At 59.2% G+C, this 25,709-nt stretch carries 23 protein-coding genes, 1 pseudogene and 2 CRISPR repeat arrays; of the genes and pseudogenes, 21 read left to right on the forward strand and 3 right to left on the reverse strand.

The window, feature by feature from the left end; all coding sequences use genetic code 11:
* The first annotated feature begins 30 nt into the window (after window positions 1-30).
* The 4 genes from menB to ACT3TJ_RS07045 all read left to right on the forward strand — a co-directional run bounded on the left by menB (window position 31) and on the right by ACT3TJ_RS07045 (window position 4,599).
* A complete protein-coding gene (gene menB / locus ACT3TJ_RS07030; protein ID WP_193054219.1) occupies window positions 31-891 on the forward strand; it encodes a 1,4-dihydroxy-2-naphthoyl-CoA synthase in 861 nt (286 codons plus the stop codon).
* Window positions 891-1,865 carry an o-succinylbenzoate synthase gene (gene menC, locus ACT3TJ_RS07035; RefSeq protein WP_444665541.1) on the forward strand — a complete coding sequence of 325 codons (975 nt, stop codon included), beginning with the start codon at window positions 891-893 and terminating at the stop codon, window positions 1,863-1,865. Before menB ends, menC begins: the two co-directional genes overlap by 1 nt.
* A gap of 18 nt (window positions 1,866-1,883) precedes the next feature.
* A complete protein-coding gene (locus ACT3TJ_RS07040; RefSeq protein ID WP_444665542.1) occupies window positions 1,884-3,287 on the forward strand; it encodes an AMP-binding protein in 1,404 nt (467 codons plus the stop codon).
* 91 nt (window positions 3,288-3,378) lie between these two features.
* Window positions 3,379-4,599, forward strand: a complete 1,221-nt coding sequence (locus tag ACT3TJ_RS07045) for an MFS transporter (protein ID WP_444665544.1) — start codon at window positions 3,379-3,381, stop codon at window positions 4,597-4,599.
* A gap of 119 nt (window positions 4,600-4,718) precedes the next feature.
* Here the strand turns inward: ACT3TJ_RS07045 and ACT3TJ_RS07050 are convergent, their stop codons facing one another.
* Complete coding sequence (locus tag ACT3TJ_RS07050; protein ID WP_444665546.1) at window positions 4,719-5,576, reverse strand: PhzF family phenazine biosynthesis protein; 858 nt, start codon at window positions 5,574-5,576, stop codon at window positions 4,719-4,721.
* A gap of 13 nt (window positions 5,577-5,589) precedes the next feature.
* Entirely contained in the window at window positions 5,590-5,667 is a 78-nt protein-coding gene (locus tag ACT3TJ_RS07055) for a hypothetical protein (protein ID WP_441677589.1), read from the reverse strand.
* Window positions 5,668-6,002: 335 nt separating this feature from the next.
* Window positions 6,003-7,315: a CRISPR direct-repeat array (repeat unit 29 nt; unit sequence CCGTTCCCCACAGGCGTGGGGATGAATCG).
* Window positions 7,316-7,434: 119 nt separating this feature from the next.
* Between ACT3TJ_RS07055 and ACT3TJ_RS07060 the strand changes: the two genes are divergently transcribed.
* The 14 genes and pseudogenes from ACT3TJ_RS07060 to ACT3TJ_RS07125 form a co-directional block, all read left to right on the forward strand.
* Window positions 7,435-7,713, forward strand: coding sequence for a type II toxin-antitoxin system RelE/ParE family toxin (locus ACT3TJ_RS07060; RefSeq protein ID WP_441677424.1), 279 nt, complete (start codon window positions 7,435-7,437; stop codon window positions 7,711-7,713).
* A 151-nt stretch (window positions 7,714-7,864) separates the two neighbouring features.
* A complete protein-coding gene (locus ACT3TJ_RS07065) occupies window positions 7,865-8,149 on the forward strand; it encodes a HigA family addiction module antitoxin (RefSeq protein WP_225735997.1) in 285 nt (94 codons plus the stop codon).
* Window positions 8,150-8,331: 182 nt separating this feature from the next.
* A complete protein-coding gene (locus tag ACT3TJ_RS07070) occupies window positions 8,332-8,481 on the forward strand; it encodes a type II toxin-antitoxin system HicB family antitoxin (RefSeq protein WP_441677591.1) in 150 nt (49 codons plus the stop codon).
* 135 nt (window positions 8,482-8,616) lie between these two features.
* Window positions 8,617-11,292 (forward strand): CRISPR-associated helicase Cas3', encoded by a 2,676-nt coding sequence (gene cas3 / locus ACT3TJ_RS07075; protein ID WP_444621620.1) that lies wholly within the window; start codon window positions 8,617-8,619, stop codon window positions 11,290-11,292.
* A gap of 84 nt (window positions 11,293-11,376) precedes the next feature.
* Window positions 11,377-13,071 (forward strand): type I-E CRISPR-associated protein Cse1/CasA, encoded by a 1,695-nt coding sequence (casA, locus tag ACT3TJ_RS07080; protein ID WP_444621561.1) that lies wholly within the window; start codon window positions 11,377-11,379, stop codon window positions 13,069-13,071.
* Window positions 13,068-13,766 carry a type I-E CRISPR-associated protein Cse2/CasB gene (gene casB / locus ACT3TJ_RS07085; RefSeq protein ID WP_441677428.1) on the forward strand — a complete coding sequence of 233 codons (699 nt, stop codon included), beginning with the start codon at window positions 13,068-13,070 and terminating at the stop codon, window positions 13,764-13,766. Before casA ends, casB begins: the two co-directional genes overlap by 4 nt.
* A 69-nt stretch (window positions 13,767-13,835) precedes the next feature.
* Entirely contained in the window at window positions 13,836-14,930 is a 1,095-nt protein-coding gene (gene cas7e, locus ACT3TJ_RS07090) for a type I-E CRISPR-associated protein Cas7/Cse4/CasC (RefSeq protein WP_444621560.1), read from the forward strand.
* A gap of 11 nt (window positions 14,931-14,941) precedes the next feature.
* Entirely contained in the window at window positions 14,942-15,724 is a 783-nt protein-coding gene (gene cas5e / locus ACT3TJ_RS07095; protein WP_441677432.1) for a type I-E CRISPR-associated protein Cas5/CasD, read from the forward strand.
* Complete coding sequence (gene cas6e / locus ACT3TJ_RS07100) at window positions 15,724-16,422, forward strand: type I-E CRISPR-associated protein Cas6/Cse3/CasE (RefSeq protein WP_441677434.1); 699 nt, start codon at window positions 15,724-15,726, stop codon at window positions 16,420-16,422. The genes cas5e and cas6e overlap by 1 nt, the downstream gene beginning before the upstream one ends.
* Window positions 16,423-16,425: 3 nt before the next feature.
* Window positions 16,426-17,346 carry a type I-E CRISPR-associated endonuclease Cas1e gene (gene cas1e, locus ACT3TJ_RS07105; RefSeq protein ID WP_444621559.1) on the forward strand — a complete coding sequence of 307 codons (921 nt, stop codon included), beginning with the start codon at window positions 16,426-16,428 and terminating at the stop codon, window positions 17,344-17,346.
* A 1-nt stretch (window position 17,347) separates the two neighbouring features.
* Complete coding sequence (cas2e, locus tag ACT3TJ_RS07110) at window positions 17,348-17,644, forward strand: type I-E CRISPR-associated endoribonuclease Cas2e (protein ID WP_193056677.1); 297 nt, start codon at window positions 17,348-17,350, stop codon at window positions 17,642-17,644.
* 110 nt (window positions 17,645-17,754) lie between these two features.
* A CRISPR array of direct repeats spans window positions 17,755-21,749; the repeat unit is 29 nt; unit sequence CCGTTCCCCGCAGGCGCGGGGATGAACCG.
* A gap of 170 nt (window positions 21,750-21,919) precedes the next feature.
* Window positions 21,920-22,144 (forward strand): type II toxin-antitoxin system RelB family antitoxin, encoded by a 225-nt coding sequence (gene relB, locus ACT3TJ_RS07115; RefSeq protein WP_087110975.1) that lies wholly within the window; start codon window positions 21,920-21,922, stop codon window positions 22,142-22,144.
* Window positions 22,128-22,307 (forward strand): type II toxin-antitoxin system RelE family toxin, encoded by a 180-nt coding sequence (locus tag ACT3TJ_RS07120; RefSeq protein ID WP_444621622.1) that lies wholly within the window; start codon window positions 22,128-22,130, stop codon window positions 22,305-22,307. Before relB ends, ACT3TJ_RS07120 begins: the two co-directional genes overlap by 17 nt.
* Window positions 22,261-22,494, forward strand: a pseudogene (locus tag ACT3TJ_RS07125) (transposase); the annotation flags it as partial. The gene ACT3TJ_RS07120 and the pseudogene ACT3TJ_RS07125, both read left to right, overlap by 47 nt.
* Before the next feature lie 88 nt (window positions 22,495-22,582).
* On the opposite strand, the gene ACT3TJ_RS07130 reads toward ACT3TJ_RS07125, so the two are convergent.
* Complete coding sequence (locus tag ACT3TJ_RS07130; protein WP_087110977.1) at window positions 22,583-23,443, reverse strand: LysR family transcriptional regulator; 861 nt, start codon at window positions 23,441-23,443, stop codon at window positions 22,583-22,585.
* A gap of 135 nt (window positions 23,444-23,578) precedes the next feature.
* On the opposite strand from ACT3TJ_RS07130, the gene ACT3TJ_RS07135 reads away from it, so the two are divergent.
* The 3 genes from ACT3TJ_RS07135 to ACT3TJ_RS07145 all read left to right on the forward strand — a co-directional run bounded on the left by ACT3TJ_RS07135 (window position 23,579) and on the right by ACT3TJ_RS07145 (window position 25,663).
* Window positions 23,579-24,211, forward strand: a complete 633-nt coding sequence (locus tag ACT3TJ_RS07135; protein WP_444621558.1) for an ankyrin repeat domain-containing protein — start codon at window positions 23,579-23,581, stop codon at window positions 24,209-24,211.
* Complete coding sequence (locus tag ACT3TJ_RS07140) at window positions 24,208-24,384, forward strand: hypothetical protein (RefSeq protein ID WP_172117896.1); 177 nt, start codon at window positions 24,208-24,210, stop codon at window positions 24,382-24,384. The genes ACT3TJ_RS07135 and ACT3TJ_RS07140 overlap by 4 nt, the downstream gene beginning before the upstream one ends.
* A gap of 91 nt (window positions 24,385-24,475) precedes the next feature.
* On the forward strand, window positions 24,476-25,663 hold the full coding sequence (locus ACT3TJ_RS07145; protein ID WP_444621557.1) for an amidohydrolase: 1,188 nt from the start codon (window positions 24,476-24,478) through the stop codon (window positions 25,661-25,663).
* The last annotated feature ends 46 nt before the right edge of the window (window positions 25,664-25,709 follow it).

Here is a 25,709-nt window from a genome sequence, read left to right on the forward strand (position 1 = left end):
GCCAATACCTAATGAATCAGGGAACTTTGAATGATCCACGGACTTACAGAAGCGGAACTCTATCAACCGGTTGAGTGGCAGGACCACTCCGGCGACTACCAGGATATTCGGTATCATGTCTCTAAAGAGGGCATTGCACGCATTACCATCAACCGCCCAGAGGTGCGTAACGCCTTTCGCCCCTTGACGGTTAGCGAAATGATTCAGGCGCTTGGTCGCGCACGTCACGATAGTCGCGTCGGCGCGATTTTGCTCACCGGCGCAGGCGATAAAGCATTCTGCTCCGGCGGTGATCAGCGCATTCGCGGTGACTATGGCGGCTACCAGGATGAGCAGGGCACTCATCACCTGAACGTGCTGGATTTTCAGCGTGATATTCGGACCTGCCCCAAGCCGGTTGTCGCCATGGTGGCAGGCTACGCGATTGGCGGTGGGCATGTGTTGCATCTTATGTGCGACCTGACCATTGCGGCGGATAACGCGGTTTTTGGCCAGACCGGCCCCAAGGTGGGCTCTTTCGACGGCGGCTACGGTGCCTCGTATATGGCGCGCATCGTGGGCCAGAAAAAAGCCCGCGAAATCTGGTTTTTGTGCCGCCAGTACAGCGCTGCGCAAGCGCTGGAGATGGGCCTGGTCAACCACGTGGTGCCGCTGGATGAGCTTGAAAAAGAGAGCGTGCGCTGGTGTCGGGAGATGCTGCAGCACAGCCCCATGGCGTTACGCTGTTTGAAAGCGGCACTGAATGCCGACTGCGATGGCCAGGCCGGGCTGCAGGAGCTAGCGGGTAACGCCACTATGCTCTATTACATGACCGATGAAGGCCAGGAGGGGCGTAACGCGTTTAATGAGAAGCGGCCCCCGGATTTCTCACGTTATCCGCGTAACCCTTAATGCCATTAGCGCTTTACCGCTACGCGCTGCCACTTCGCCAGCCGCTGCTGTTTAACGGCCAGCGGATCACGCAGCGAGAAGGGCTGCTGGTGTCGATTAACGGGCAGTGGGGTGACATTGCGCCACTGCCTGGTTTTTCAGCAGAAACCTTAACCGATGCCGAGACCGAAAGCAGGGCCTGCCTAACCGCCTTGAAGCGCGGTGAAGAAGCAGTGCCCACGCTCCCCTCGGTACAGTTCGGGTTCGACTGTGCACAGCACGTTTGGCCCCCACACTGCTCCGCCGCGTTAGCGCCTTACCCACTATTACAAGGCGAGCCCGTATCGCTGATCGCGATGCTGGATAGTGCGTTAGACAACATACGCAAGGGCGGGCAGCCGCCACCTTCGCGCCTCAAACTCAAGGTAGCGCGTTACGCAATGAGCGACGAGCTAGCGCTGGTCGCTAGGCTGTCTGAAAAGCTGCCCGCTACCCAACTGATTCTGGATGCCAACGGCGGATGGACGCGTGAGGAGGCCACGCGGTTTTGTCGACAGCTACCGCGTGAACAGATCGACTACCTGGAAGAGCCCTGCTCCACGTTTGCTGACACCATTGCCGTGGCCGATGCAGCGGGTGTGAAGATTGCGCTAGATGAAACGTTGTCACGTAACGCGCCCTGGTATTCCCATCCTCATATTGCTGCCCTGGTGATTAAGCCTACGTTGATAGGCGCATTAAGCGCCTGCGAGGCACTTGTACAGCGGGCACGGGCAGATAATCTGCGGGTAGTTATTTCCTCAAGTTTCGAGTCTGATCTTGGCCTGGGCCTGCTGGCTCGGCTGGCCCGCCAATGGGCGCCCACAGAACCACCGGGGCTGGATACCGGAAACTGGCTGGCTGAACGGGTAACCACCACGGCAGGCGATGTCGTTGTTGGGCGCTTGACGTGCCTCTATCAAGCGACGTGTCTCTATCAAGATATGCAGGAATAACCAGGAGCGTGCCGAGTGATGCAGCCTTGCCCCATTAACTATTGGGCCACCGAAACTCCGCAGCATATTGCGCTACACAGTGGCTCAGTGACGCTTACTTATCGAATGCTCGACAGGCGTATCGCCGCGTTGTCGCGACAGCTGGCGCAAAAGGGGTTTCAGCCTGGGGACAAATTAATGGCCCCGGCCAAAGGCGCATTGGCCTCGTTATTATTGGCCTGGGCTTGTCTGCGTGCCGGGGTGGTTTTCTGTCCGCTAAACCCGGCCTTTCCAAGCGCCCAGCAGCACGCGCTTGCCCAGCGCCTGCAGGCCAGCCGCATTTGTTACACGGAAGGTGAGCAGGGCGACGCGCAGGTAACGTCATCTGCTCCAGCGCCGATTACCCTCGATTTTTCCGAAGAGCTAATTACCGAACAAGCGGTGCAGCTGAATACCGATCAGCGCTGTAACACGATTTTTACCTCGGGTTCCAGCGGCATGCCTAAGGCGGTACTGCACCGGCTGGGGAATCATTTGGCCTCGGCCAGAGGCTCGGCGACCTTAATTCCGGTTGATCAACAAAGCGGCTGGCTGTTGTCGCTACCGCTGTTTCATATTGGTGGCTACGCGATCCCCTTTCGCGTATTTCTTGCAGGTGGCCGGGTCATTCTGGATGATGGCGCTGCGCCGCTAGCTGCACGCCTGGAACAACAGGCTATTACGCATCTTTCACTGGTACCCACTCAGCTCTGGCGCTTGTTACAAGCAGGTTTTGACCCCGCCAGGACACAGCTGCGCGAACTGCTGCTGGGCGGAGCGGCGATCCCCGCTCCCTTGGTTGAGCACATGACCTCGCTGGGGCTGGCGCCAAAAGTTAGTTATGGGCTATCTGAAATGGCAAGCCAGGTCTGTACCGGCACTCCCTCGGCACCAGGTGTCGTTGGCAAGCCTCTTCCGGGGCGCGATGTTCGGATCATCGACGATGAAATACAGGTGCGGGGCGATACCCTGTTTAGCGGCTATTTAAGTAACGGTGCGCTGGATCCAGCCCTAAATGACGAGGGTTGGTTTGCCACCCGGGACAAGGGGTATTTTAATTCTGCGGGGGAACTGGTGGTTGAAGGGCGGCTGGATAACGGCTTTATCTCCGGCGGTGAGAACATTCAGCCGGAAAGCATCGAACAGCGGTTGGTGGATCACCCCGGCGTCGCCCAAGCGCTGGTGGTTGCTGTGCCACATCCCGAGTGGGGTGAGCGCCCCGTTGCCTTTATTGATTGGCATGCGCAAAGCAGCGAAGATCAGGCTCTGGCCCGTTGGGTGCGCGAGGCGCTGCCGGGCTTTATGGTGCCCGATGCATGGTTGGCGTGGCCCTCGGTGCAAGGGCTAAAGCCCTCACGCACACACTTTGCAAAACTGGCCCAAGAGCAGTTGGCCGAGACATAACACATCCATTAACGTTCGTTGGCTATGAGAGTTCCCATTCTCGACTCGCCTTCTGAGAAGATGGATCTCTGTATTTTCTATAAGGACATTTATGAGCTCTTCTCAAGCGCCGGATACGCGGCGTGCAGGCGTATTTTTAGGGGCGGCGCTCGCTTTCATGATCACCATGGTGGGCACCACGCTGCCCACGCCGCTTTATCCGATCTATCAGCATGAATTTGGTTTTTCGGATCTGATGATTACCGTCATCTTTGCGGCGTATGCGGTGGGGGTTATTTCAGCGTTATTGCTTACCGGGCAATGGTCTGATCAGCTAGGGCGTAAGCCGCTGCTGCTTGCCGGGCTTTTCCTGTCAGCGGTAAGCGATATCGTATTTTGGCAAGCCGATGGGGTAGGCATGTTGCTTACCGGCCGCGTACTTTCGGGGCTTTCAGCGGGTATCTTTACGGGTACTGCCACGGTGGCTGTCATGGAGCTGGCACCCCGTTCCTGGGGACGCTCCAGCACGTTGGTTGCTACCGCCGCCAATATGGTCGGGTTAGGTGTCGGACCGATACTTGCGGGGGCGCTGGCCGTACTGTTTGCGGCACCGTTGGTGTTGCCGTTTGCTATTCACTTCGCGTTAGCGCTGGTAGCGGTGGTGTGTATCTGGCGAGCGCCTGAAACGGTTACGCGCCCAGCGAATATCAAACTTCGCGTTCAAACACCTAAAATCCCTCCCGAGGTGCGCAGCGTTTTTATACCCGCGGCTATCGCAGCGTTTGCTGGTTTTATGGTGTTCGGTTTTTATACAGCGGCAACCCCCGCCTTCCTGGGCCAGCAAATGGGCTACACCAATCATGCGTTGATAGGATGTGTGGCAGGGCTGCCGTTTATCGCCTCGACCGTTGGGCAAATGGGTCAGGGGCGGCTGCCGGAGCCTGGAAGATTGCCGATTGGGTGCGCTGTGCTGCTTGTCGGTGTGCTCATCATTGCGTGGGGGATTGCTTACGAGCAACTGCTTGGATTCATACTGGGCGCCATCGTTGCGGGCATTGGTCAGGGCATTACCTTCCGGGCGGGCATGGGTGCGATATCGGCGGCCAGTTCCCCTCAGCACAAGGCAGCAACGGTATCGTCTTTTTTCGTTGTTGCGTATGTGGCGATCTCGCTGCCCGTCGTCGGTATCGGCCTGCTAGGGATAGTCGCCGGCCAACAAATCACTGCGCTAACGTTTGATCTCATCGTAGCGCTGCTGTGCTGCGTGGCGTTGGTGCTGCTATTGAAGCCACACCGTCCTGGCCGCTGTGCTACTCGCGACGCTGGCCGCTGAGCGGTACTGATGTGTCAAACTTATGCCGCACGCTGTTATGGCCCGTTGGCCGAAAAGCGGCTGGGCAGGATGATGATGCCTGGATCAATCGCACGATTAGTTGGCTTTCAAGCCGCTTGTTAATCTCTCAAGTAAAGCTCCCCCTTGCCCACCAGCACAGCACTGCCGCCTACTTGAACCAGGCCGTTATGCAGGGTGGTTTCAATAACGCTGGCGCGGCCCATTTCAACGCCTTGATGAATGGTCCAGTGCGTCGTTTCGTTCAGGGTTGCCAAATACCCGGTTAATGCCGCTGCGGCACTGCCGGTTGCGGGGTCTTCGCAAAGGCCATGTTCTCTGGAGAACATGCGGCTCCGAAGCGTAGCTTTTGAGCAGTCAGCCGCTTCTGTTGCGTAAAGATATATTTGCTCCGCACCGCTCGGGGCAACGGTCTCTGCCCATATGGTTGCTGAAATGTGTATGTTTTTTAGGGCTGCGGGGTCGCTCAGCTCGATCAGATGAAACGCCAGTCCGCAGGATGAGATAACCGGCGTGCCGATGACCTGATGGGGTTGCAAGCCGAGCAGTGCCACCGCCGATTGCTGGTCCAGTGTGCTTGGCGTAATGCTGGCGGGCCTTGCGGTTGTAAACACGGCTTTCTCACCTGAGTAGCGAATGGGTAACTCGCCTACAGGCGGGTGAAGCACCAGCGTTTGCGCACGGCTAACCAAGCCAAGCTCGGCTAGAAGCTGCGCGGTGCCGACGGTCGGGTGGCCGGCAAATGGTAGCTCTTGGGTGGGCGTAAAGATCCGCATCGGATAGTGGTTTGGCTCAATGGGCGCACTTAAGAACACCGTTTCGGCAAGATTAAGCTCATTGGCGATTGCCTGCATGGTGGCTGTTGTCAGCCCGTCGGTGTTTAAAAAGACGGCTAGCTGATTGCCCGAAAAAGGCTGATCGGTAAATACGTCCAGCAGATAATATTCAGCGGTTTTCATATCGTTCTCCTTCTCATAATGTGTGCTTCCAAAAGGATTTACGACCCTCCTTTTGTGCCTGGGCACGGGTGATACCAATATCTCTTAGCAGCCGGTCAGCAACTGGCGGCGGCGGCTACGTTCGCGGTGGGCGCATATTTGAGAACGTAGCTGAGCCAATGAATCATCCAATACGCACTACTAACGAGCGCCCTTCACGAGTAACCCGCCGTTGGCGAATGTATATGCCATAAGAGAGGTCGCTCTTCATAAAAACGATGCATACTTATACCTTTGACCGAGGCTTGGTGCGATTTTTATAGATTCCTGCAACGTTCTGATTTTACTGTTCTTTAAGAATATCTTTCTGATCAAAAATTGACCTAAATCGCTGATGGATTTTCTACTGCCTATTTTTATCTTGCAGAACAGTCATCTACAATTAGACCGTTCCCCACAGGCGTGGGGATGAATCGCGTTATAACGATGAAGGACGTGTCATGATACGCCGTTCCCCACAGGCGTGGGGATGAATCGACGGTGCCAGGCGTAATGAGGAAAAGTGAGCGCCGTTCCCCACAGGCGTGGGGATGAATCGGCGAGGGCATTGCGCGCTCGCTCCATGCGCACCCGTTCCCCACAGGCGTGGGGATGAATCGCGTATAAACCCCAGCGAGGGAAGCGCTGAAGACCGTTCCCCACAGGCGTGGGGATGAATCGCTTGCCCGCTTCTATCAAGTGCTGTTTAGGCCCCGTTCCCCACAGGCGTGGGGATGAATCGCGCTGGTCGCCCGCGTTGACGCGCTGCCCCCACCCGTTCCCCACAGGCGTGGGGATGAATCGATCGTGGGGAATCAGGCCGGTACACTTCGCGGCCGTTCCCCACAGGCGTGGGGATGAATCGCACGTTACGGCTGTTGCTCTTGCGCTTGTGCACCGTTCCCCACAGGCGTGGGGATGAATCGGATGCGGTCAATTGCGGCTCAGTTATGGCGACCCGTTCCCCACAGGCGTGGGGATGAATCGCATGTCGGCGGCCATTTGCTCGATGGTCTCGCCCGTTCCCCACAGGCGTGGGGATGAATCGCATGTCGGCGGCCATTTGCTCGATGGTCTCGCCCGTTCCCCACAGGCGTGGGGATGAATCGCATAGCCGTGAGCTGACTGACAAAATCCCCGACCCGTTCCCCACAGACGTGGGGATGAACCGGCCAGCGCGCTAAAGTCACGACGACTCAATAGCCGTTCCCCACAGGCGTGGGGATGAACCGAAATTGCCCGCGCCACTGGTCGCTCACCTGAAACCGTTCCCCACAGGCGTGGGGATGAACCGATATTTCGCTCTTTTTCATTCAGCTTTGTCAACCGTTCCCCACAGGCGTGGGGATGAACCGGCGATATTTGCACCGGCCACGGCTCATGCTCTCCGTTCCCCACAGGCGTGGGGATGAACCGATGCAGTGATTGAGGGTAATAAGTTCCGCGATCCGTTCCCCACAGGCGTGGGGATGAACCGGCACTACCCATAAAAGCGCCCACCGTTTTACGCCGTTCCCCACAGGCGTGGGGATGAACCGGGTAAAGACGATGACAGTACCACTGCTTGAACCCGTTCCCCACAGGCGTGGGGATGAACCGTTTGCGCGGTTCGCGGCTGGTCTCTTGAAGAGCCGTTCTCCACAGGCGTGGGGATGAACCGGGCCTGCTGTTACTGCTGGCTGAGTATGAAGCCCGTTCCCCACAGGCGTGGGGATGAACCGTATATATAAAAAGGAGGGGTATAAGGGGTGTACCCATAATGCCTATTCATTGTTGTATCGCGTAGCGTTACGCGCTACAGTGTATGCAGGTTCGACGGCAAGGGAGGCAAAGCGATGCGATGATAAAGAAAATCAAACACAAAGGCCTGAAACGGCTTTATGAGCGGGGGGAGCCCCAAGGAGTACAGCCTAACCATGTAGACGATTTAAGAGACATACTGGCAGTACTGGATGCCGCAACCAAGCCAAACGATATGGATTTACCAGGTTTTGATTTCCATGGCTTGAAAGGTGATAAGAAGGGCTTTTTTTCAGTGCATGTAAACGGTAATTGGGTAGTGATATTTACGTTTGATGGGGAGGATGCACACCTTGTTGACTATTTAGACTACCACTGACGGCGGCGCTCCTCGATAACCGACACGATACGGTTATCAAGGGCCACCGGATGGTTTCGCCACTTGAGCGGTAGCCACGATTGCACAGCCTCTAAATATACAGATTAAAAATATTGTGCATGACGATGACGATTATGATGAGGATAACGTGATGACGATGATGAATCCGCCGCACCCAGGCAGCTTGTTACGCCGCCGGATCGTGCCCGCGCTGGGGCTGAATGTCACTGATTTTTCCAAGAAACTAGGTATGTCCCGCACAGCGGTATCCCGCGTTTTGCATGAGCATGCCAGCATTTCCCCTGATTTTGCGGTTAGGCTTGAGCATGGCGGTATTGGTAACGCTAAGCACTGGATGACCATGCAGACCAACTACGACCTATGGCAAGCCGAGCATAAAGAGCAAAATCATATTGAAAGAATCGCTGCTGTTTGAATTAGTAAGTTACTAATTCACCAGTCTAAAGCTCAACGGATCGTGCCGTTGGGCTTTTTTGCTTGGGAACTAGATAATGGCGAATGACAATGAACTTGCAATCGATTTCGACCATGGGCAGATAGCGTATGAGGCCTGTTCACTAGCCAAAGTCATGGTAGAAGAAAGAGAACGGCTGGGGAATCATCGAGATTAATATCACGCCCTACCTGGGTAAAACCGAAAAGGTGAATGTGACGCTGCCAGGCCACGTCATCCGCCAGATCGACAAGTACGTTACTACGCACGGTATTAAAAGCCGCTCTCGACCAGGAGCGGTTTTTTCATGGTGACGCAACGCGTTCACCCATTAGTCGTTTGGGACCTTCCTTTCAACTTCCAGACACGCTATCGTCGGTTTTGGTTATTTCGCTAATTTTACTGAGCTAGCGTGGCTGCCATCCAGATCAAGGGAGAATGTTTTGACCATGCCGACTCGATCTTCACGTCTGCCGGCCTATCACCGTTATGCTGGCAAGGCCCTGCCGGGGCAGTCAGAAGATGCTTGCCATTTGCTGGCTTGGCATAGCCTGGATGTAGCGGCCGTTGGTTGGCACCTGCTTGCGCCGGAGCGCCCGCTGACGAAGCAGCTGGCGGCGCAGCTGGGTATTGAGCCCGAGCCATTGCGGCGGCTAATGGTGTTTTTATTGGGGCTTCATGACCTCGGCAAGTTCTCCCGCGCCTTTCAGGAGGTGCTGAAGCTCGCGCTCGATGGTATGGCCCCACCGCAAGGCAAACCCTACAAGCAGCGTCACGACCGTTTGGGCGTGCTGCTCTGGGATGCCTGCTGGAACACCTGGCGCAAGGACGGCGCATTGCGCTGGCCAGAAGACAGCACGGCGACCAAACGCAAGCTGTTGGCGCCCATGGATCACCTGCTGGCGCCATTCTTCGGCCACCATGGTTACCCCGTAGAGACCGGTCAGCTCGCTCTTGCGGACTTCTTCGTCGACGACGGCGAGCTTGCCGATGCGGCCGCCGCCGGTGATTTCGTCGCCGACTGGGCCGCGTTGATAGGACCTGACTGGCCGATCAAAAAACTGCTGGATGAAGAGTGGCTGGCGCGTTTCAAAACGCTAAGCTGGACGGTAGCCGGATGGGCGACGCTCAGCGACTGGCTGGGCTCGAACCGGGACTATTTTCCCTATTGCCAGCAGGCCATGGCGCTGGCCGACTACTGGCCGCGAGCGCGCAAGCAGGCCGAAACGGTGCTGGACGCCACCGGCTTTGCATGCCCGCCGGAGCCCGTGCCCTACGCCGGGCTGGCACAGTGGTTTTCAGGCAAGGTGACGCCGACCCCGCTGCAGCAGAAGGCGGAAGACTTGCCGCTTCAAGCTGGGCCGCAGCTGTTCATCCTCGAAGACGTGACCGGCGCGGGCAAGACTGAAGCCGCCTGTATTCTGACCCAGCGACTGCTGGCCGATGGCCACGGCGAAGGGCTCTATTTCGCGCTGCCTACCATGGCAACCTCCAACGCCATGTACACCCGCCTAGGGGATCTTCATCACCGCTTCTACAGCGCTGCCTCAAGGCCCTCGCTGGTACTAGCCCACGGCGCGCGGGCGCTTAATGAAGCGTTTGAGCAAACCATCGTACAGCCCGACCACGACGACTATGACGCGATAGACGCCAGCGCCTCGACCCAGTGCAACCGCTGGCTGGCAGACTCGAACAAGAAGGCGTTGCTGGCCGATGTGGGTGTGGGCACCATCGACCAGGCGCTGATGGGCGGACTGCCGTTTCGTCACCAATCGCTGCGCCTGCTGGGCTTGGCGCGCAAGGTGCTAATTATCGATGAAGTTCACGCCTTCGATCACTACATGCAGACCCTGCTGCACCAACTGCTGGCCCATCACGCCCGCCAAGGAGGCAGCGCCATTCTGCTGACGGCCACGCTCCCCCGCGCCATGCGCGAGGCGCTGACGGCCGCGTGGTGCCACGGCCTGGGCGTTGAAACCAGCCCGCTTGAGGCACATGACTACCCATTGCTGACCCACTGCGGAAAGAGCGCTACCCACGAAGTGCCCGTCAAGACGCGCCCGGAAGTCGCACGCCGTGTGGACATCGCGTGGCTGGAAAGTGAGGACGAGGCTATCGAGCGTGTACTGGCCGCCGTGAAAGCGGGGGAGTGCATCGTCTGGGTGCGCAACACCGTCGATGATGCGATCCGCGCCTATCAAACGTTACGCGAGCGCCACCCCGATCCGGAGCGGTGCCTGCTCTTCCACGCCCGCTTTGCCATGGTGGACCGCCAGCGGATCGAGTCCGAGGTCATTCGTCGCTTCGGCAAGGATTCCACGCCGCCTTTGAGAAGTGGACAAGTGATTGTCACCACCCAAGTCTTCCAGGAAAGCCTGGACTGTGATGCCGACCAGATGGTCAGCGACATCGCGCCCATCGACCTCTTGATACAGCGCGCCGGGCGGCTGCAGCGCCACCAGCGCGGCGAACGCCCCGCGCCCGTGCTGCAGGTACTCGCCCCCGCGTGGAGCGATATCCCCGGCGCTGATTGGCTGAGCCAGGCGCATCGCGGCACCCAAGCCGTTTACAAGGACACCTCGCTGATCTGGCTGACCCAGCGCGTGCTGCTCGAGCAGGGCGCCATCACCATGCCGGGTGAGGCGCGTACCTTGATCGAAGGCGTTTACGCTGCCTCGACGGATGACCTCCCCGAAGCGTTTGATCTGGCGCACTTCGAGCGCACCGGTATGGATAAGCAGGCGATCTCGATGGCTACCCATAACGCCCTGAATCTGGAAGACGGCTACCGCCTCGATGGCGATTTCGACCCGTGGCAGGAGGAGCGCGAGACGGGCACCCGGCTCAGCGACGAGCAAAGTGTCGAGGTCGTGTTGCTCAAGCGTCGTGGAGATGAACTGGTGCTCTGGGTAGAAGATCACCGCCACGCCGATCGACTGAGCCGATGTCGGCTGAGGGAGAGCCAAGTCAAGAAACTGGCTCAACTTCCGGGGCACTATACCCAACAGTGGGAAGCGCTGCAGCAGCACCACCGCGGGCTGCGTTTCGTTCAACCTTGGCTGCCGGAAGAGGACGATAAGTGTGATTACGATGAGCAGTGGGGCGTGAGTTTTGAACAAAAATAGACGTTGCCATTTTACTGAAAGACAGGTGATACAAGGTAACTAAACAAGAACGCTTAACGCCGAAATAACGCACGTGAGGTGCCGATGAATTTACTCACAGATCCCTGGTTGCCCTTTCGGTATCGCGATAGCCGAATCGAATACCGCCCACCCTCGGCCCTCGCCGACCCGGATGTGCTCGACCTGGCTCTGCCCCGCGCCGACTTTCAGGGCGTGGCCTGGCAGTTTTTGATCGCGCTGCTGCAGACGGCGATGACGCCCAAAAATACCGATGCTTGGCTGGATCGTTACCAGACGCCGCCCAGCGTGGCTGAGCTCGACAATCTGTTGGCCCCCTTTGCCTCCGCCTTCGAGCTGGATGGCGACGGTCCGCGCTTCATGCAGGATCTGGACCCGCTGGACGACGTCAAGGAAGCGCCGGTTGCGGGCCTTTTGATCGACTCCCCCGGCGCCAACGGCATTAAGAACAATACCGATTTCTTCGTTAAACGCGGCCGAGTAGAGACTGCTTGCCCCGAGTGCGCGGCGCTGGCGCTTTATACCATGCAGATCAACGCGCCCGCCGGTGGTGCCGGCATTCGCGTGGGCCTGCGCGGCGGCGGGCCGCTGACCACGCTGATTCTGCCCGAAGACGAGAGCAAGCCGCTGTGGGCGCGACTCTGGCCCAACGTCATGCCCGCCGACGCCGTGGGCCAGCCGGGGCAGGCCTGGCGCGCTCCCAAAGCCGATGATTCCGATCTGTTCTTCTGGATGGCCGATACCCGCGTCAGCGACAAGAAAGGCACAGAGGTGTTGCCCGAGCAGGTTCATCCGCTGCACGCCTTCTGGTCGATGCCCCGGCGCTACCGACTGCTATTCGACGAAACGCCGGGTGAGTGCGACCTTTGCGGCCACGAGGCAAAGCACCCGGTGCGCCGCCTGCGCGCCAAGAAGCAGGGCGCCAACTACGACGGCCCTTGGCGCCACCCGCTCACCCCCTACCGCCGCCTCAACCCAAAAAAGGACGGGGAACTGCCGCTTTCCAGCAAAGGCCAGCCCGGCGGGCTTGGCTACCGCCACTGGCCGGGGCTGGTGCTGGAAGATGAAGTCGGCAGCGGTGCACTGCCGGCCCGTGTGGTCACCCACCACCTGAAAAAGTACGAGCTGCTGGAAGCAGCGCGAGAAGACGGCGAAGCGTTCGATGCGCTGTTCAAGCGTGCCCGGCTCTGGGTCTTCGGCTATGACATGGACAACATGAAGCCGCGCGGCTGGTACAGCGTGGCGATGCCGCTGGTGGGCGTGCCCGAGGGGCAGCAGGAAACGCTGCGCGGCTGGGCCAAGCGCTTCGTCGACTTGGCTTCGGATATCAGCTGGACGCTGCGCAATCAGCTCAAGCGCGCCTGGTTCAAGCGTCCGGAAGATGCCAAGGGCGATATGAGTCAGATCGATGCTCAGTTTTTCGAGGCGACGCAGCTGGCCTTTTTCACTGCCCTGCGCGAGATGGGCGAGGTGCTGCGGGGGGATGGTCTGAGCGATGACACGCTCGAACTCTCACCCGAGACCTACCGCCAGTGGTATGTGTCGCTCAAAAAAGAAGCCATGGCGCTGTTCGACGCCCAAGCCATCAGCGGCCCGCTGGAAGGTATGAAGATGCAGCAGCTCGACCGCATCACCAGCGCGCGGCGCTATCTGCGGGCGTACCTGAATGGTAATGGCAAGAAAGTCCAAGCGTTTGCTAACGACGGTGGTTTTGACCTAAAAGCGCCCATGGCGGAACGTAATGAGGAGAGCCCAGCATGAGTGAAGTAGACCAACAAACGTCGCCGCCAGCGACAGAGGGCGAGGCCAACGCGAGTGCCACGGTAGAGCGCTATCTGTATGCTCTCGACAGACAGGAAGCCTATGAGCTGCGCCTGTGGTGGCGACGGCTGGTGATGGACGATCAGGAACTCAAGCGCTACACCAAACTGCGGCCTTTCCCACGCGGCGTGCGCGCCGTGCTACGCCGCTGCGACAGCGTCGAGACGGTCATGCTGACCGAGGCGTTTCGCCATCTCTGGCAGGCGCTCGAGACCAAAGCATGGGAAGACACCCCGAGCGATGCCAACAGCCGCAAGCGCGATCAGCGCATTACGACGTGGGCCGCCATCGCTGCCGTTGCAAGCGAGTTGCGCGCCGAGACGTTCGATGCCCCGCTGGGCAAACGCCTGGGCGAGAAGCGCCCCAATACCGGGGATACTCCGCGAATGAGTGATCTGCGCTTTCAGCAGCTGCTTGATTGCCATACCTCAGAAGAGCTGATTCGCCGCTTCCGCCGGGCGCTTAAACTTGCGGATAACGCCGGTGTCAGCGTTGTCCGCTTGGCCGATATGGTCGCGCTCTGGGCGCGCGAACAGCGCGGCCAGTACCGGGCTGAGGCCACTCAGCGTTTCGCCTTCGTTATGAGCGACGCCTACTTCCAAGCGCGAGCACTGAAACCGGCGGCGGGCGACTGAACGGCAGCTGTCACTTATCAACAATCACTTTTTCGGCATTCGGCACATTTTTTATTCAGGGAACCCATCATGAGCCACTTTATCCAGCTTCACCTGCTTACGTCCTATCCGCCTTCCAACCTCAATCGCGACGACCTGGGCCGCCCCAAGACGGCCTTCATGGGCGGCGCCCGGCGGTTGCGCGTCTCTTCGCAAAGTCTCAAACGCAACTGGCGCACCTCCGATCTGTTCGAAGAGGCGGTGGATAGCCACAAGGGCATGCGGACCAAGCGCCTGGGCAAGCAAGTATTTGATCGCATGAAAAACGCCGGTGCCGATGAGAAAGTGGCCGGTAACAGTGCGGAGAAGATCGCCGGTGTCTTCGGCAAGCTGCGCAAGGTCGACAAGGGCGAAAAACACGAGTACGAAATCGAGCAGTTGGTCCACGTTGGGCCGGAAGAAGTGGCCGCGTTGGAAGCGCTTGCTGATACCCTAGCCGCGGAGAAGCGCGAGCCGACCGACGACGAACTCAAGGGCCTGCTTGCCCGGCGCCCCACCGCCGTTGATGTGGCGCTGTTTGGGCGGATGCTTGCCGCAGCACCGAGCTACAACGTCGAAGCGGCCTGCCAGGTCGCCCACGCTATTACCGTGCACGCCGCCGAGGTCGAGGACGATTACTTTACCGCCGTCGATGATCTCAATTCAGGCGATGAAGACCGCGGTGCGGCACATATCGGCGAGGCCGGGTTCGCCGCCGGGCTGTTCTACCTCTACCTCTGTATCGACCGGGACCTGCTGGTCGAGAACCTCCAAGGCAATACAGAACTGGCCGACCGCGCTATCGGCGCGCTGGTCGAGTCCGCCGTGAAGATCTCGCCCAAGGGCAAGCAGAACAGTTTCGGCTCCCGCGCTCACGCCAGCTACGTCTTGGCCGAAAAGGGCGACCAGCAGCCGCGTTCGCTGTCGGTATCGTTTCTGCAGCCTGTCATGAGCGAAGGTCAGGGCGTCGAAGCGATCAGAAAACTGGAAACCCAAGCCCAAGCGTTCGATGACGCTTACGGTGCGGGGGCCGATCGTCGCTTTATCCTCTCGGCGACGCCGGAATATGACAGCACCAAGTTGGAAGGCAATGTCGTCAAAGGCAGCCTCCAAGAGCTGCTGACCTTCCTCAAGGGCGACGACTAAGCGGAGGCGATATGCCACACCATCTGGTTTTTCGCCTCTATGCGCCCATGGCGAGCTGGGGCGAGGCCGCCGTTGGCGAGACGCGGCCAACGGCCACCTACCCAAGCCGTAGCGCCATTCTGGGGCTGATCGGGGCGGCGCTCGGCATCAAGCGCGACGACGATGACGGTCAGCGCCGCCTGCGCGAAGGGCTTCAGGTAGCGGTCAAACAGCGCTCGCCGGGGCTTTTAATGCGCGACTATCACACCGTGCAGATGCCGTCTTCGCAATCAAAGGTGGCCCACCGTTCGCGCCGCGAGGAACTGTCGGTGGCCAAGGAGGCGCTCAACACCATTCTCTCCTCAAGAGATTACCGCTGCGATGGACTGTGGAGCGTAGCGGTGCGTCTCACAGCTAAGGCCACTTGGTCGCTCGATGAACTCAAGGCAGCGCTGGAAAAGCCCCGCTTTCCGCTCTATCTCGGCCGCAAGGCGTGTCCTCTAGCCGCGCCACTGGTGCCGACCGTGGTCGAGGCCAGCCACTGGCGCCAGGCGCTGGATCACTGTTTTGAAAGCGCATTGGACCCGGCGCGCACTTGGCTGGCGCTGGTGGGGAATGAGGAGAAGGATGCGCGCCTGCTGCGCCTGCCTGACGAGATACTTTACGCGTGGGAAGGCGAGGCCGCCGCGCTCGACGGCAGTGCAGAGGCTTCTGAGGCCAGCGAGGTGTGGGACGAGCCGCTGAATCGGCGTCGCTGGCAGTTCGGCCCTCGCCTGGAAAACCGGCGCATCGAAACGCTGAAAGGAGAGCGCTAATGTATCTTTCAAGTGTCAGGCTGGATCTCAACTGTCTTAACCGCGCCGAGCTTTTCGACGTGCTGGAAGGCGGCGCCTATACCGCCCATCAATTGCTCTGGCGGCTGTTTCCCGATGTGCCCCCAGGCGGGCGGCCGTTCATCTTTCGTCAGGAAATGGAAGAAGACGCCAATGGCAAGAGTGCCGGGCTGCCGCGCTTTTATGTCTATTCGACCCAAGCTCCGGAAACCATGGATGGGTTTGAGGTGCAGTGCAAGGCGTTCTCGCCTCAGCTCGTTGCAGGTGAACGACTGGCCTTTCGTCTGCGTGCTAACCCTACCATCGCAAAACCGGTGGGCGAGGGCCGTCGCTCTCGCCGCGCCGATGTGTTGATGGATGCGCGCTACCCCTTCCCCAAAGGGGAGCGCACGAGCCAGGCCTGCGTCGAGGCGATGGACGCTGCGGCGCGCCAGTGGCTCAAAAGCCGTGCTGAAAGCTTCGGTTTCACGCTGCCGGTCAAGCCAGAAGTAGGTGCTTATCGCCAGCACGCGCTGAGCAAGAAAGAGGGCGGGCAACCTATCCGCTACTCTAGCGTGGATTACGAAGGCCTGTTGGAGGTGGTCGATCCCGAGCGTCTCGGTCACGCTCTGCAGCAAGGCATCGGCCGCGCTAGGGCATTTGGCTGCGGAATGCTGCTGCTACGTCGCGTACCGGAGTGACTCATGAGCTTCATTCCCCTCAAACCCATTCCTCTCAAGGATCGCATGTCGATGATCTTCGTCGGCATGGGCCAGATCGACGTGCGCGACGGCGCGTTCGTCGTCATCGACGAGGTCAACGGCGAGCGCATGCATATTCCCGTGGGCTCGGTGGCCTGCCTGCTGTTGGAACCTGGAACTCGGGTTTCTCACGCGGCGATCAAGCTGGCGTCGGTAGTGGGTACACTGTTGATCTGGGCGGGCGATGCAGGCGTGCGCCTTTACAGCGCCGGGCAGCCAGGTGGCGCCCGCTCTGACAAGCTGCTTTATCAGGCCCAGCTGGCGCTGGATGAAAGCCTGCGGCTCAAGGTGGTACGCAAGATGTTCGAGCTGCGCTTTGGCGAGGAGCCGCCTTCCCGGCGTAGTGTCGAACAGCTACGTGGCATTGAAGGCGCGCGAGTACGCAAGACCTACCAGATGCTTGCCAAGCAGTATGGCCTGAAATGGCAGGGGCGGCGCTACGATCCGAAGCAGTGGGACGCCTCGGACGTGGCCAACCAGTGCCTCTCGGCCGCCACCGCCTGCCTCTACGGCATTACCGAAGCAGCGATTCTGGCCGCGGGCTATGCCCCGGCTATTGGCTTTCTGCATACCGGCAAGCCATTGAGCTTCGTCTACGACATCGCCGATATCGTCAAATTCGAGACCGTGGTCCCGGCCGCCTTCCGTGTCGCCGCCAAGAGCCCGCCGATGCCGGAACGCGAGGTGCGCATTGCCTGCCGCGATGCCTTCAAGCAGACCCGGCTGCTCCAGCGCATCATTCCCATGATCGAAGAGGTGCTGGCGGCAGGCGAGATCGAACCGCCACCACCCCCGGCCGATGCCGTGCCGCCGGCCATCCCCGAGCCGGCATCGATAGGCGATAGCGGCCACAGGAGTCATTAACATGGCCATGCTCGTCGTCGTCACCGAAGCCGTGCCACCCCGCTTGCGTGGGCGGCTCGCCGTCTGGCTGCTGGAGATTCGCGCCGGTGTCTATGTAGGGGATGTCAGTAAGCGTATCCGCGAAATGATCTGGGAGCAGATCGAGGTATTGGCCGAGGAGGGCGGCAACGTCGCCATGGCCTGGGCCAGCAATCACGAATCCGGTTTCGAGTTTCAGACCTTCGGCGATAACCGCCGCGTCCCCATCGACCATGACGGACTACGCTTGGTGCGTTTTTTGCCGCCTAAGGATAAGTGACTGTTTTTAATGCTCTTTAATAATATAGAGCTGTTCAAAAAATGATCAAAATCACCGGTGTATTTTCTGCTGGCGATTTTTCTTTTTGAAAACAATTGACTACAATTAGACCGTTCCCCGCAGGCGCGGGGATGAACCGCGGTTTCGTCTCGCAGACGCATGACTACAAAGCCGTTCCCCGCAGGCGCGGGGATGAACCGATTTTCACCCTGGCTAATGATGGAGGGTATTTCCGTTCCCCGCAGGCGCGGGGATGAACCGGACTATGTGAGCGTGCGGCCTCATGACGAAGACCGTTCCCCGCAGGCGCGGGGATGAACCGGTGAACAGCAGGTGTGACACCCGACGCCCGGTCCGTTCCCCGCAGGCGCGGGGATGAACCGGGACACCATTGTAAAAATATCGGAATCAAAGACCGTTCCCCGCAGGCGCGGGGATGAACCGTGATGCTCATTGAGATCGACAGCTTGCAGCACCCGTTCCCCGCAGGCGCGGGGATGAACCGTTCAAGAAAGGGCAGGCTATCAAACGAGCAGCCCGTTCCCCGCAGGCGCGGGGATGAACCGTGACGCTCGGCATCGAGGACGTTGCAATGCCACCGTTCCCCGCAGGCGCGGGGATGAACCGCGCTTCGACGCGCTAAGCAGCGACTTGGAAAACCGTTCCCCGCAGGCGCGGGGATGAACCGCCCTCGAAATTGGAGCCTACGCGGTGAAGCACCCGTTCCCCGCAGGCGCGGGGATGAACCGTCGTGATTGATGCGCTCTGGGAAAACGCCCGCCCGTTCCCCGCAGGCGCGGGGATGAACCGCGTTTAGCTGGTCGTTTGGCTGCTTTGTGTTGCCGTTCCCCGCAGGCGCGGGGATGAACCGAGATCCGCCGCTTGCTGTGCTTCATCGGCAAGCCGTTCCCCGCAGGCGCGGGGATGAACCGGCGCGCAGCTTTTTAGCGACGCTGATTAGTGCCCGTTCCCCGCAGGCGCGGGGATGAACCGATGCTAGCTAACGGTGCGGCGATAATGGGGGCCCGTTCCCCGCAGGCGCGGGGATGAACCGCCGTTCAGTTGGAAGCTGAAATACTCAACAACCCGTTCCCCGCAGGCGCGGGGATGAACCGGCTTGGTAACTCAGGCCGCTGGATCTCTAGGGCCGTTCCCCGCAGGCGCGGGGATGAACCGACTTCAACCTGTTTGGTGATGGGAATAATTGGCCGTTCCCCGCAGGCGCGGGGATGAACCGGACTCCTGATTCGTTTTTGCCGCTGGCTTTCACCGTTCCCCGCAGGCGCGGGGATGAACCGTATAAAAATAAAAATATATTAAAATCATAACCCCGTTCCCCGCAGGCGCGGGGATGAACCGGTGCCAATCAGGTCTTCCGAAGCGTTGAGCTGCCGTTCCCCGCAGGCGCGGGGATGAACCGCTATCCCAGTCATCATCGCCGATCATTACTTACCGTTCCCCGCAGGCGCGGGGATGAACCGCCAACAGCACCATTATTGCAGCCTGCGCCATAACCGTTCCCCGCAGGCGCGGGGATGAACCGGCGAAAGCCTTGCCGATTATGTCTGTCTCGACCCGTTCCCCGCAGGCGCGGGGATGAACCGCTGCAAGAAGTCGAGCGCCAGCGCAATGAAAACCGTTCCCCGCAGGCGCGGGGATGAACCGCCCTTCTGGTGCATCTCTGGAAGGCTGCTTGTCCGTTCCCCGCAGGCGCGGGGATGAACCGATCCCACAAATCGACTTCCTCAGCGGCGTCAGCCGTTCCCCGCAGGCGCGGGGATGAACCGCAAGACGATGGCTCACGCTTGGCGTTCAACTGCCGTTCCCCGCAGGCGCGGGGATGAACCGCCTTGGGACGCTCACAGAGCGATGGCGGACGACCGTTCCCCGCAGGCGCGGGGATGAACCGCTTTATCGCATTAGTGCTCAAGAGATTGCTGACCGTTCCCCGCAGGCGCGGGGATGAACCGCCATGGGATGAGCATCGCGCCCTGACCGATGACCGTTCCCCGCAGGCGCGGGGATGAACCGCCGCTAACCTTGAGTTAATGGAAGCTGTCGGCCCGTTCCCCGCAGGCGCGGGGATGAACCGGCTGCGTGCGTTTTAAGCGCCATGGTGGCTCCCCGTTCCCCGCAGGCGCGGGGATGAACCGCTGTAAGGCAAACTATGTTTATGTTGAAAATGCCGTTCCCCGCAGGCGCGGGGATGAACCGCAAGACGACCCAACACAAGGCATTGATCCATGCCGTTCCCCGCAGGCGCGGGGATGAACCGCATTACGCTCATGCCAGGCGGCACAGTGGAGACCGTTCCCCGCAGGCGCGGGGATGAACCGGCAAAAGCCTTTGATATAGTCGCCTTCCTCTTCCGTTCCCCGCAGGCGCGGGGATGAACCGTGACTGAGCCAATAGTAGAAGAGACATTTAGACCGTTCCCCGCAGGCGCGGGGATGAACCGCCACGCGACTGGTGCGGCCGCCAGGGGTCGAACCGTTCCCCGCAGGCGCGGGGATGAACCGTGTACGGGCCTGCTCTCTCATGATCTCGATCACCGTTCCCCGCAGGCGCGGGGATGAACCGTCACCGAAGACGTGTTCTGGCGCGAAATGCTGCCGTTCCCCGCAGGCGCGGGGATGAACCGCCTGCCAAGGTTTGGCACATCTCGCTGTGCAGCCGTTCCCCGCAGGCGCGGGGATGAACCGAATTGGCTGACGCTACCATGGGAGGCCAAATGCCGTTCCCCGCAGGCGCGGGGATGAACCGCCTTTTCCAGCGCAAGCCGACGTTGTACACGCCCGTTCCCCGCAGGCGCGGGGATGAACCGCCATTCAATGAGTAAAATCAGACACGACGCTGCCGTTCCCCGCAGGCGCGGGGATGAACCGGAGCACGGCGGTCTGAGCAGCTATCTGCAGGACCGTTCCCCGCAGGCGCGGGGATGAACCGCCCATGGAGCCGATTAACGTCTGGCACTTAACCCGTTCCCCGCAGGCGCGGGGATGAACCGCACATGAATCAGTCTTGGCAGCGCCTAATCAACCGTTCCCCGCAGGCGCGGGGATGAACCGTTCTGTGATTTCTTTCCGCATTTCGGACGCTGCCGTTCCCCGCAGGCGCGGGGATGAACCCTGAACACCTGACTATTCAACAGTGGTATGAGCCCGTTCCCCGCAGGCGCGGGGATGAACCGGCGCTACCACCGACGGCCGCGAGATTCAGCGCCCGTTCCCCGCAGGCGCGGGGATGAACCGGGTTAGGCGACCTGTTTTTCTCGGGAGCAACGCCGTTCCCCGCAGGCGCGGGGATGAACCGTCTCTGGCACAATCTGGGCACAGCAATATAGGCCGTTCCCCGCAGGCGCGGGGATGAACCGTTTACCGGCATTATCCCTACTGGCATTTACCACCGTTCCCCGCAGGCGCGGGGATGAACCGTTGAAATACTTGTTGATGACGATGGAAACCCACCGTTCCCCGCAGGCGCGGGGATGAACCGCGATTGCAAGAACAACGCGACAAGCTAAACAACCGTTCCCCGCAGGCGCGGGGATGAACCGATGGTGGGCTAGCTGTTGGAAACCTGTTCCTGCCGTTCCCCGCAGGCGCGGGGATGAACCGATTGGGAGGCGGCCACCCGTCCGCACCCTTGCCCGTTCCCCGCAGGCGCGGGGATGAACCGTGATTGGCAGCCTGAACGCCACCCACGACGATCCGTTCCCCGCAGGCGCGGGGATGAACCGGTGATTCACGCTTTCCGTAAAGTCAGCCTGGACCGTTCCCCGCAGGCGCGGGGATGAACCGCACCAGAGGTAGGGGGCAAGTGCCCCAGTCTCCCGTTCCCCGCAGGCGCGGGGATGAACCTCAACTCTTGCAGCTGCTCCAGGCTTTCCGCTTCCGTTCCCCGCAGGCGCGGGGATGAACCGCTGAAAGCTACGACACCCTATGCCAACGCATCCCGTTCCCCGCAGGCGCGGGGATGAACCGGCACGCTGCCGCCTGAGCTAGATGGCAATACTCCGTTCCCCGCAGGCGCGGGGATGAACCGCTCAGGAACAGCTCAACAACGTCATCCGTCAACCGTTCCCCGCAGGCGCGGGGATGAACTCAAGTCCTGAACGTCCTAATGGCTCATGGAGATACGTTCCTCACTGGCGTGGGGATGAACCAAACTCAAGATAAGACAGAAATCACTGAAAATGATGGGTCTTGATGCTGATTGAAACGCTGATCGCGGCGCATACTATACGTGTATATCAAATCTCCAGGAGAGACCATCATGTTGGCAATACGACTGCCCAGCGACATCGAAGCGCGCCTGGAGGCCTTGGCCAAGGCCTCCGGCCGCACCAAGACCTATTACGCCCGTGAAGCTATTCTCAAGCACCTCGATGACCTCGAGGACGTTTACCTCGCCGAGCAGACCCTGGAGCGTCTGCGTCGTGGCGAGGAAACCACGCACTCCCTGGATGACGTGGAGCGTGATCTTGGGCTGGAAAATTGAGCTGACGGGGGCCGCCCACAAGCAGCTGAAGAAGTTGGGTCATGTTGAGGCCAAGCGCATCCGTGGCTACCTGCGCGAGCGGGTACAGCCGCGAGGCCCCGCGACAGCTGGGCGAGCAGGGCGTGACCCAGAGCATGTCACGCAAGGGGAATTGTCTAGATAATGCCGCGATGGAGAGCTTCTTTGGAACGCTGAAGTCAGAATATTTTTACCTGAACCGCTTTGACACGATTGAGCAATTACAGGCGGGCATCCGACACTACATCCATTACTATAACCACGAGCGCATCAAGTCCAAACTAAGAGGCCTGAGCCCGGTGCAGTACCGAACTCAGGCCTTATCCGCTTAGTGTTTTACTGTCCAAGTTTTGGGGTCAGTTCAGATGAATGAGTCTTCTATATTTTCGACGTCCGATGGCACCACCATCCCTAAGAGGCCTATCGCTCAACCTCATCCGCAAGTATCTGAATGATCTCGGATACGAAAGGACTGTCCTGGTCCGCTTGGTGGATTGCGATTTCCATGGCGTCAACAGCAGGCAAGGTCGGAACTTCTTGCATGCCCGAGTTGACCACGCGCCTTGGAAGAAGACTAATCCCGAGACCGGCATTGACCGCGCTCAGCAGGCCGGCGAGGCTGGAACTCGTGTAAACAAGATGCCATCCGCGCCTGACGTTATCGAGGGCAGTAATCATTTGGGCGCGATACAATCCATCCGAAGGAAAGGCAACAAGCGGCAGCGGGTCGCAATCGGCCAGCGCATGATTTTTGCTTTGATACCAGGACAGCGGCTCGGGCCAATGCATTACTCCGCGGGCCTCGCCGCGATGCTGTTTGACCAGAACTAGATCCAGCTCCCCTCGATTATAGGCACCGTATAGATTGCGGCTCAGACCACTGGTAACTTCCAGCTTCAAGTTCGGATGCTGCCGGACAAGCGCCGCAAGTACTTGTGTCACCCGGCCCGAAGCGAAATCCTCGGGCAGACCGAGCCGAAGGGTGATATGACGCGCTACTCCAGACACGACGGCGGCAGCTTCCGCATTCAGTGCCAGGATACGACGTGCATAACCCAGCAGTCGCTCGCCCGCCTCGGTGGGTGTGATGCTATTGCGTCCGCGATCAATCAAAAGCCCGCCTGCCACCTCTTCCAGCCTCATTATCTTCTGGCTGACCGTTGATTGAGTTGAGTTCAATTGCCGTGCTGCGGCTGTAAAGCTGCGCGTGTCGACTACCGCCACGAAACTGCGCAACAGGTCGGAGTTGAACGGCTTATTCGATTTATCACTGGTTTTCATTCAGATATTTAATTTCCAAATGACTTTTTTGTCCACTATATTTTTGTCTATGATTTTTATCAGCAAGAAGGGACTTTTATGCGCAGCCGTTTACAGGCCACTTTCGCCTTCACACTCCTCGTAGGATGTATAACCATGATCGATTCCGTTGCTTTTGGCGGAGTCCCTGTCGCTCAGGCTAATCCTTTGCTGATCTCCGCTGCTGAAAACGATGATATCGCTGGTGTTCGAGAAATGATCGACAGCGATATACCGCTCGACGCGCGGGATAGTCGTGGGCGGACAGCATTACTCGCTGCAACCCATGCGAACCGAGTTGAGACCGCTCGTCTACTTATTAGCGCCGGGGCTGATGTGAACGCTAAAGACGACATCGAAGATAGTCCCTACCTCTATGCGGGCGCGCGCGGACATCTGGAAATACTGCAGATGACGCTATCCCATGGCGCTGATTTGGCGAGTGTCAACCGCTATGGAGGTACGGCGCTGATTCCTGCGGCGGAACGGGGGCATGTGGAGACTGTTCGAACCCTAATAGAGGCCGGCACGGATATTGATCATGTCAACAACCTCGGCTGGACGGCGTTGCTGGAGGCTATCATCCTCGGCGATGGCGGACCGCGATACGGAGAGATTGTGGGGCTGCTGGTCGACGCCAACGCGGACGTGAACCTGGCTGATAGGGAAGGGATCACGCCGCTGCAACATGCGCGACAACGCGGATATGCTGACATCGCTAGTTTGCTAGAACAGGCGGGTGCGAAATGAATGACAAGGCGTATCTGGACGAGGCGATCAATCTTGCCCACAAGAATGTTGCCAATGGAGGGCGTCCATTCGGTGCCGTGCTGGTCACGGATGGCAAAGTGATCAGCCGAGCTGTCGCAGCCGCTTGGCATTTTATCGATTGGATCGTTGATTTACCTCTTCGAGGAAAATAGCACTGTCCTGATTCTATCGGAGGCACGAGCAGTTCCTCCTGAGCAGAGCTTAGTCGTATGACTCCAAAACCAGAATTGGAAACACACTGATATGAATGAATGCATTTACGCCAACGCTTTGACCCCTGATGGCAACAAAAGTGATCTCGCCACGCGCGATGGGTGCTTCGTTCCTATCGATACTGTCTCAACCGACGCCAAAAAAATCGATCTTGATGGACTGACTGTCCTTCCCGTTTTTGTGGAGGGCCATATTCATCTCGATAAGAGCTTTGTTGGCGACGGTTGGTTTCCTCATCGTCCGGTTGGCTCCCTTCGTGAGCGGCTTGACGTTGAAAAGTGCCTTCTATCCAGCGCATTGCCGGTTGTTGAACGCGCTGAGGCACTGCTCGCGCAGGCTCACTCTTTTGGCACGGTAGCAATGCGCAGTCACGTTGATATCGACCCAGTGCTCGGACTCGATAATCTGAATGCAGTCGTAGCCGCCTGCGAGATGTGGAAGGGCCGGGTCGATGTAGAACTCGTTGCTTTTCCGCAGGCTGGCATTGTGTCTAGTCCCGGTACAGCGGATCTGCTCGATGCCGCCATGCGTGAAGGCGCGACAGTGGTAGGCGGGCTTGATCCTACCGAGTTTGACGGTGATGCAGATGCGCATCTTGATGTGGTGTTTGGTACGGCCGAGCGCCACAGTGCGAAAATCGACATCCACTTGCATGAGCACGGCGCAGGCGGTATCAAGCAGATTGAGCGTATTGCCGCACGAGCGGCAGCAGCCGGTATGTCGGGCCTCGTTACCATTAGCCATGCTTACGCACTTGGCGATGTGAGCCGTGATGAGGCACGTCGTGTGTCGGCGATCCTCGCCGAAGCGGGCGTTTCTATACTAACCAATGCGCCGGGAGATCATCCGTTCCCACCGATCGACGTACTACGCGCGGAAGGCGTTCATGTATTCGCGGGCAATGACAATATTCGCGATGCGTGGTGGCCTTACGGCAATGGTGATTTGCTTGAACGCGCGATGCTGATCGGCTACCGCTCCGGTCTTTATACCGACGAACAACTGGGTGTCGCTCTTGACATGATCTCGGTGGACTCCGCAAGGGCGATTGGTCGTGCGCTACCGGGATTCGCGATCGGTGACGAGGCGAGTTTCGTGATTGTGGACGCACTCAATGCTGCAGCCGCTGTAGCATCACCGCCCTCGGAGCGACTGCTGGTCCAACACGGCAAAATTGTTCAACCAACTCGCCCGTCGATTCGCTCGCGATTGTTTTGAAATGGCATACGAGTTTGCCCGTGCGAAAACTCAAGATAAGAGGGAC

Origin of the sequence: Halomonas sp. AOP30-A1-24, assembly GCF_052378165.1 — a bacterium.
Taxonomy (GTDB): Bacteria; Pseudomonadota; Gammaproteobacteria; order Pseudomonadales; family Halomonadaceae; genus Vreelandella; species Vreelandella citrativorans.

What these genes read in the sequence shown, in the direction of transcription:
- menB (WP_193054219.1), top strand. Translation starts at nt 31, where the DNA reads ATGATCCACGGACTTACAGAAGCGGAACTCTATCAACCGGTTGAGTGG.
- menC (WP_444665541.1), top strand. Translation starts at nt 891, where the DNA reads ATGCCATTAGCGCTTTACCGCTACGCGCTGCCACTTCGCCAGCCGCTG.
- ACT3TJ_RS07040 (WP_444665542.1), top strand. Translation starts at nt 1,884, where the DNA reads ATGCAGCCTTGCCCCATTAACTATTGGGCCACCGAAACTCCGCAGCAT.
- ACT3TJ_RS07045 (WP_444665544.1), top strand. Translation starts at nt 3,379, where the DNA reads ATGAGCTCTTCTCAAGCGCCGGATACGCGGCGTGCAGGCGTATTTTTA.
- ACT3TJ_RS07050 (WP_444665546.1), bottom strand. Translation starts at nt 5,576, where the DNA reads ATGAAAACCGCTGAATATTATCTGCTGGACGTATTTACCGATCAGCCT.
- ACT3TJ_RS07060 (WP_441677424.1), top strand. Translation starts at nt 7,435, where the DNA reads ATGATAAAGAAAATCAAACACAAAGGCCTGAAACGGCTTTATGAGCGG.
- ACT3TJ_RS07065 (WP_225735997.1), top strand. Translation starts at nt 7,865, where the DNA reads ATGACGATGATGAATCCGCCGCACCCAGGCAGCTTGTTACGCCGCCGG.
- cas3 (WP_444621620.1), top strand. Translation starts at nt 8,617, where the DNA reads ATGCCGACTCGATCTTCACGTCTGCCGGCCTATCACCGTTATGCTGGC.
- casA (WP_444621561.1), top strand. Translation starts at nt 11,377, where the DNA reads ATGAATTTACTCACAGATCCCTGGTTGCCCTTTCGGTATCGCGATAGC.
- casB (WP_441677428.1), top strand. Translation starts at nt 13,068, where the DNA reads ATGAGTGAAGTAGACCAACAAACGTCGCCGCCAGCGACAGAGGGCGAG.
- cas7e (WP_444621560.1), top strand. Translation starts at nt 13,836, where the DNA reads ATGAGCCACTTTATCCAGCTTCACCTGCTTACGTCCTATCCGCCTTCC.
- cas5e (WP_441677432.1), top strand. Translation starts at nt 14,942, where the DNA reads ATGCCACACCATCTGGTTTTTCGCCTCTATGCGCCCATGGCGAGCTGG.
- cas6e (WP_441677434.1), top strand. Translation starts at nt 15,724, where the DNA reads ATGTATCTTTCAAGTGTCAGGCTGGATCTCAACTGTCTTAACCGCGCC.
- cas1e (WP_444621559.1), top strand. Translation starts at nt 16,426, where the DNA reads ATGAGCTTCATTCCCCTCAAACCCATTCCTCTCAAGGATCGCATGTCG.
- cas2e (WP_193056677.1), top strand. Translation starts at nt 17,348, where the DNA reads ATGGCCATGCTCGTCGTCGTCACCGAAGCCGTGCCACCCCGCTTGCGT.
- relB (WP_087110975.1), top strand. Translation starts at nt 21,920, where the DNA reads ATGTTGGCAATACGACTGCCCAGCGACATCGAAGCGCGCCTGGAGGCC.
- ACT3TJ_RS07130 (WP_087110977.1), bottom strand. Translation starts at nt 23,443, where the DNA reads ATGAAAACCAGTGATAAATCGAATAAGCCGTTCAACTCCGACCTGTTG.
- ACT3TJ_RS07135 (WP_444621558.1), top strand. Translation starts at nt 23,579, where the DNA reads ATGATCGATTCCGTTGCTTTTGGCGGAGTCCCTGTCGCTCAGGCTAAT.
- ACT3TJ_RS07140 (WP_172117896.1), top strand. Translation starts at nt 24,208, where the DNA reads ATGAATGACAAGGCGTATCTGGACGAGGCGATCAATCTTGCCCACAAG.
- ACT3TJ_RS07145 (WP_444621557.1), top strand. Translation starts at nt 24,476, where the DNA reads ATGAATGAATGCATTTACGCCAACGCTTTGACCCCTGATGGCAACAAA.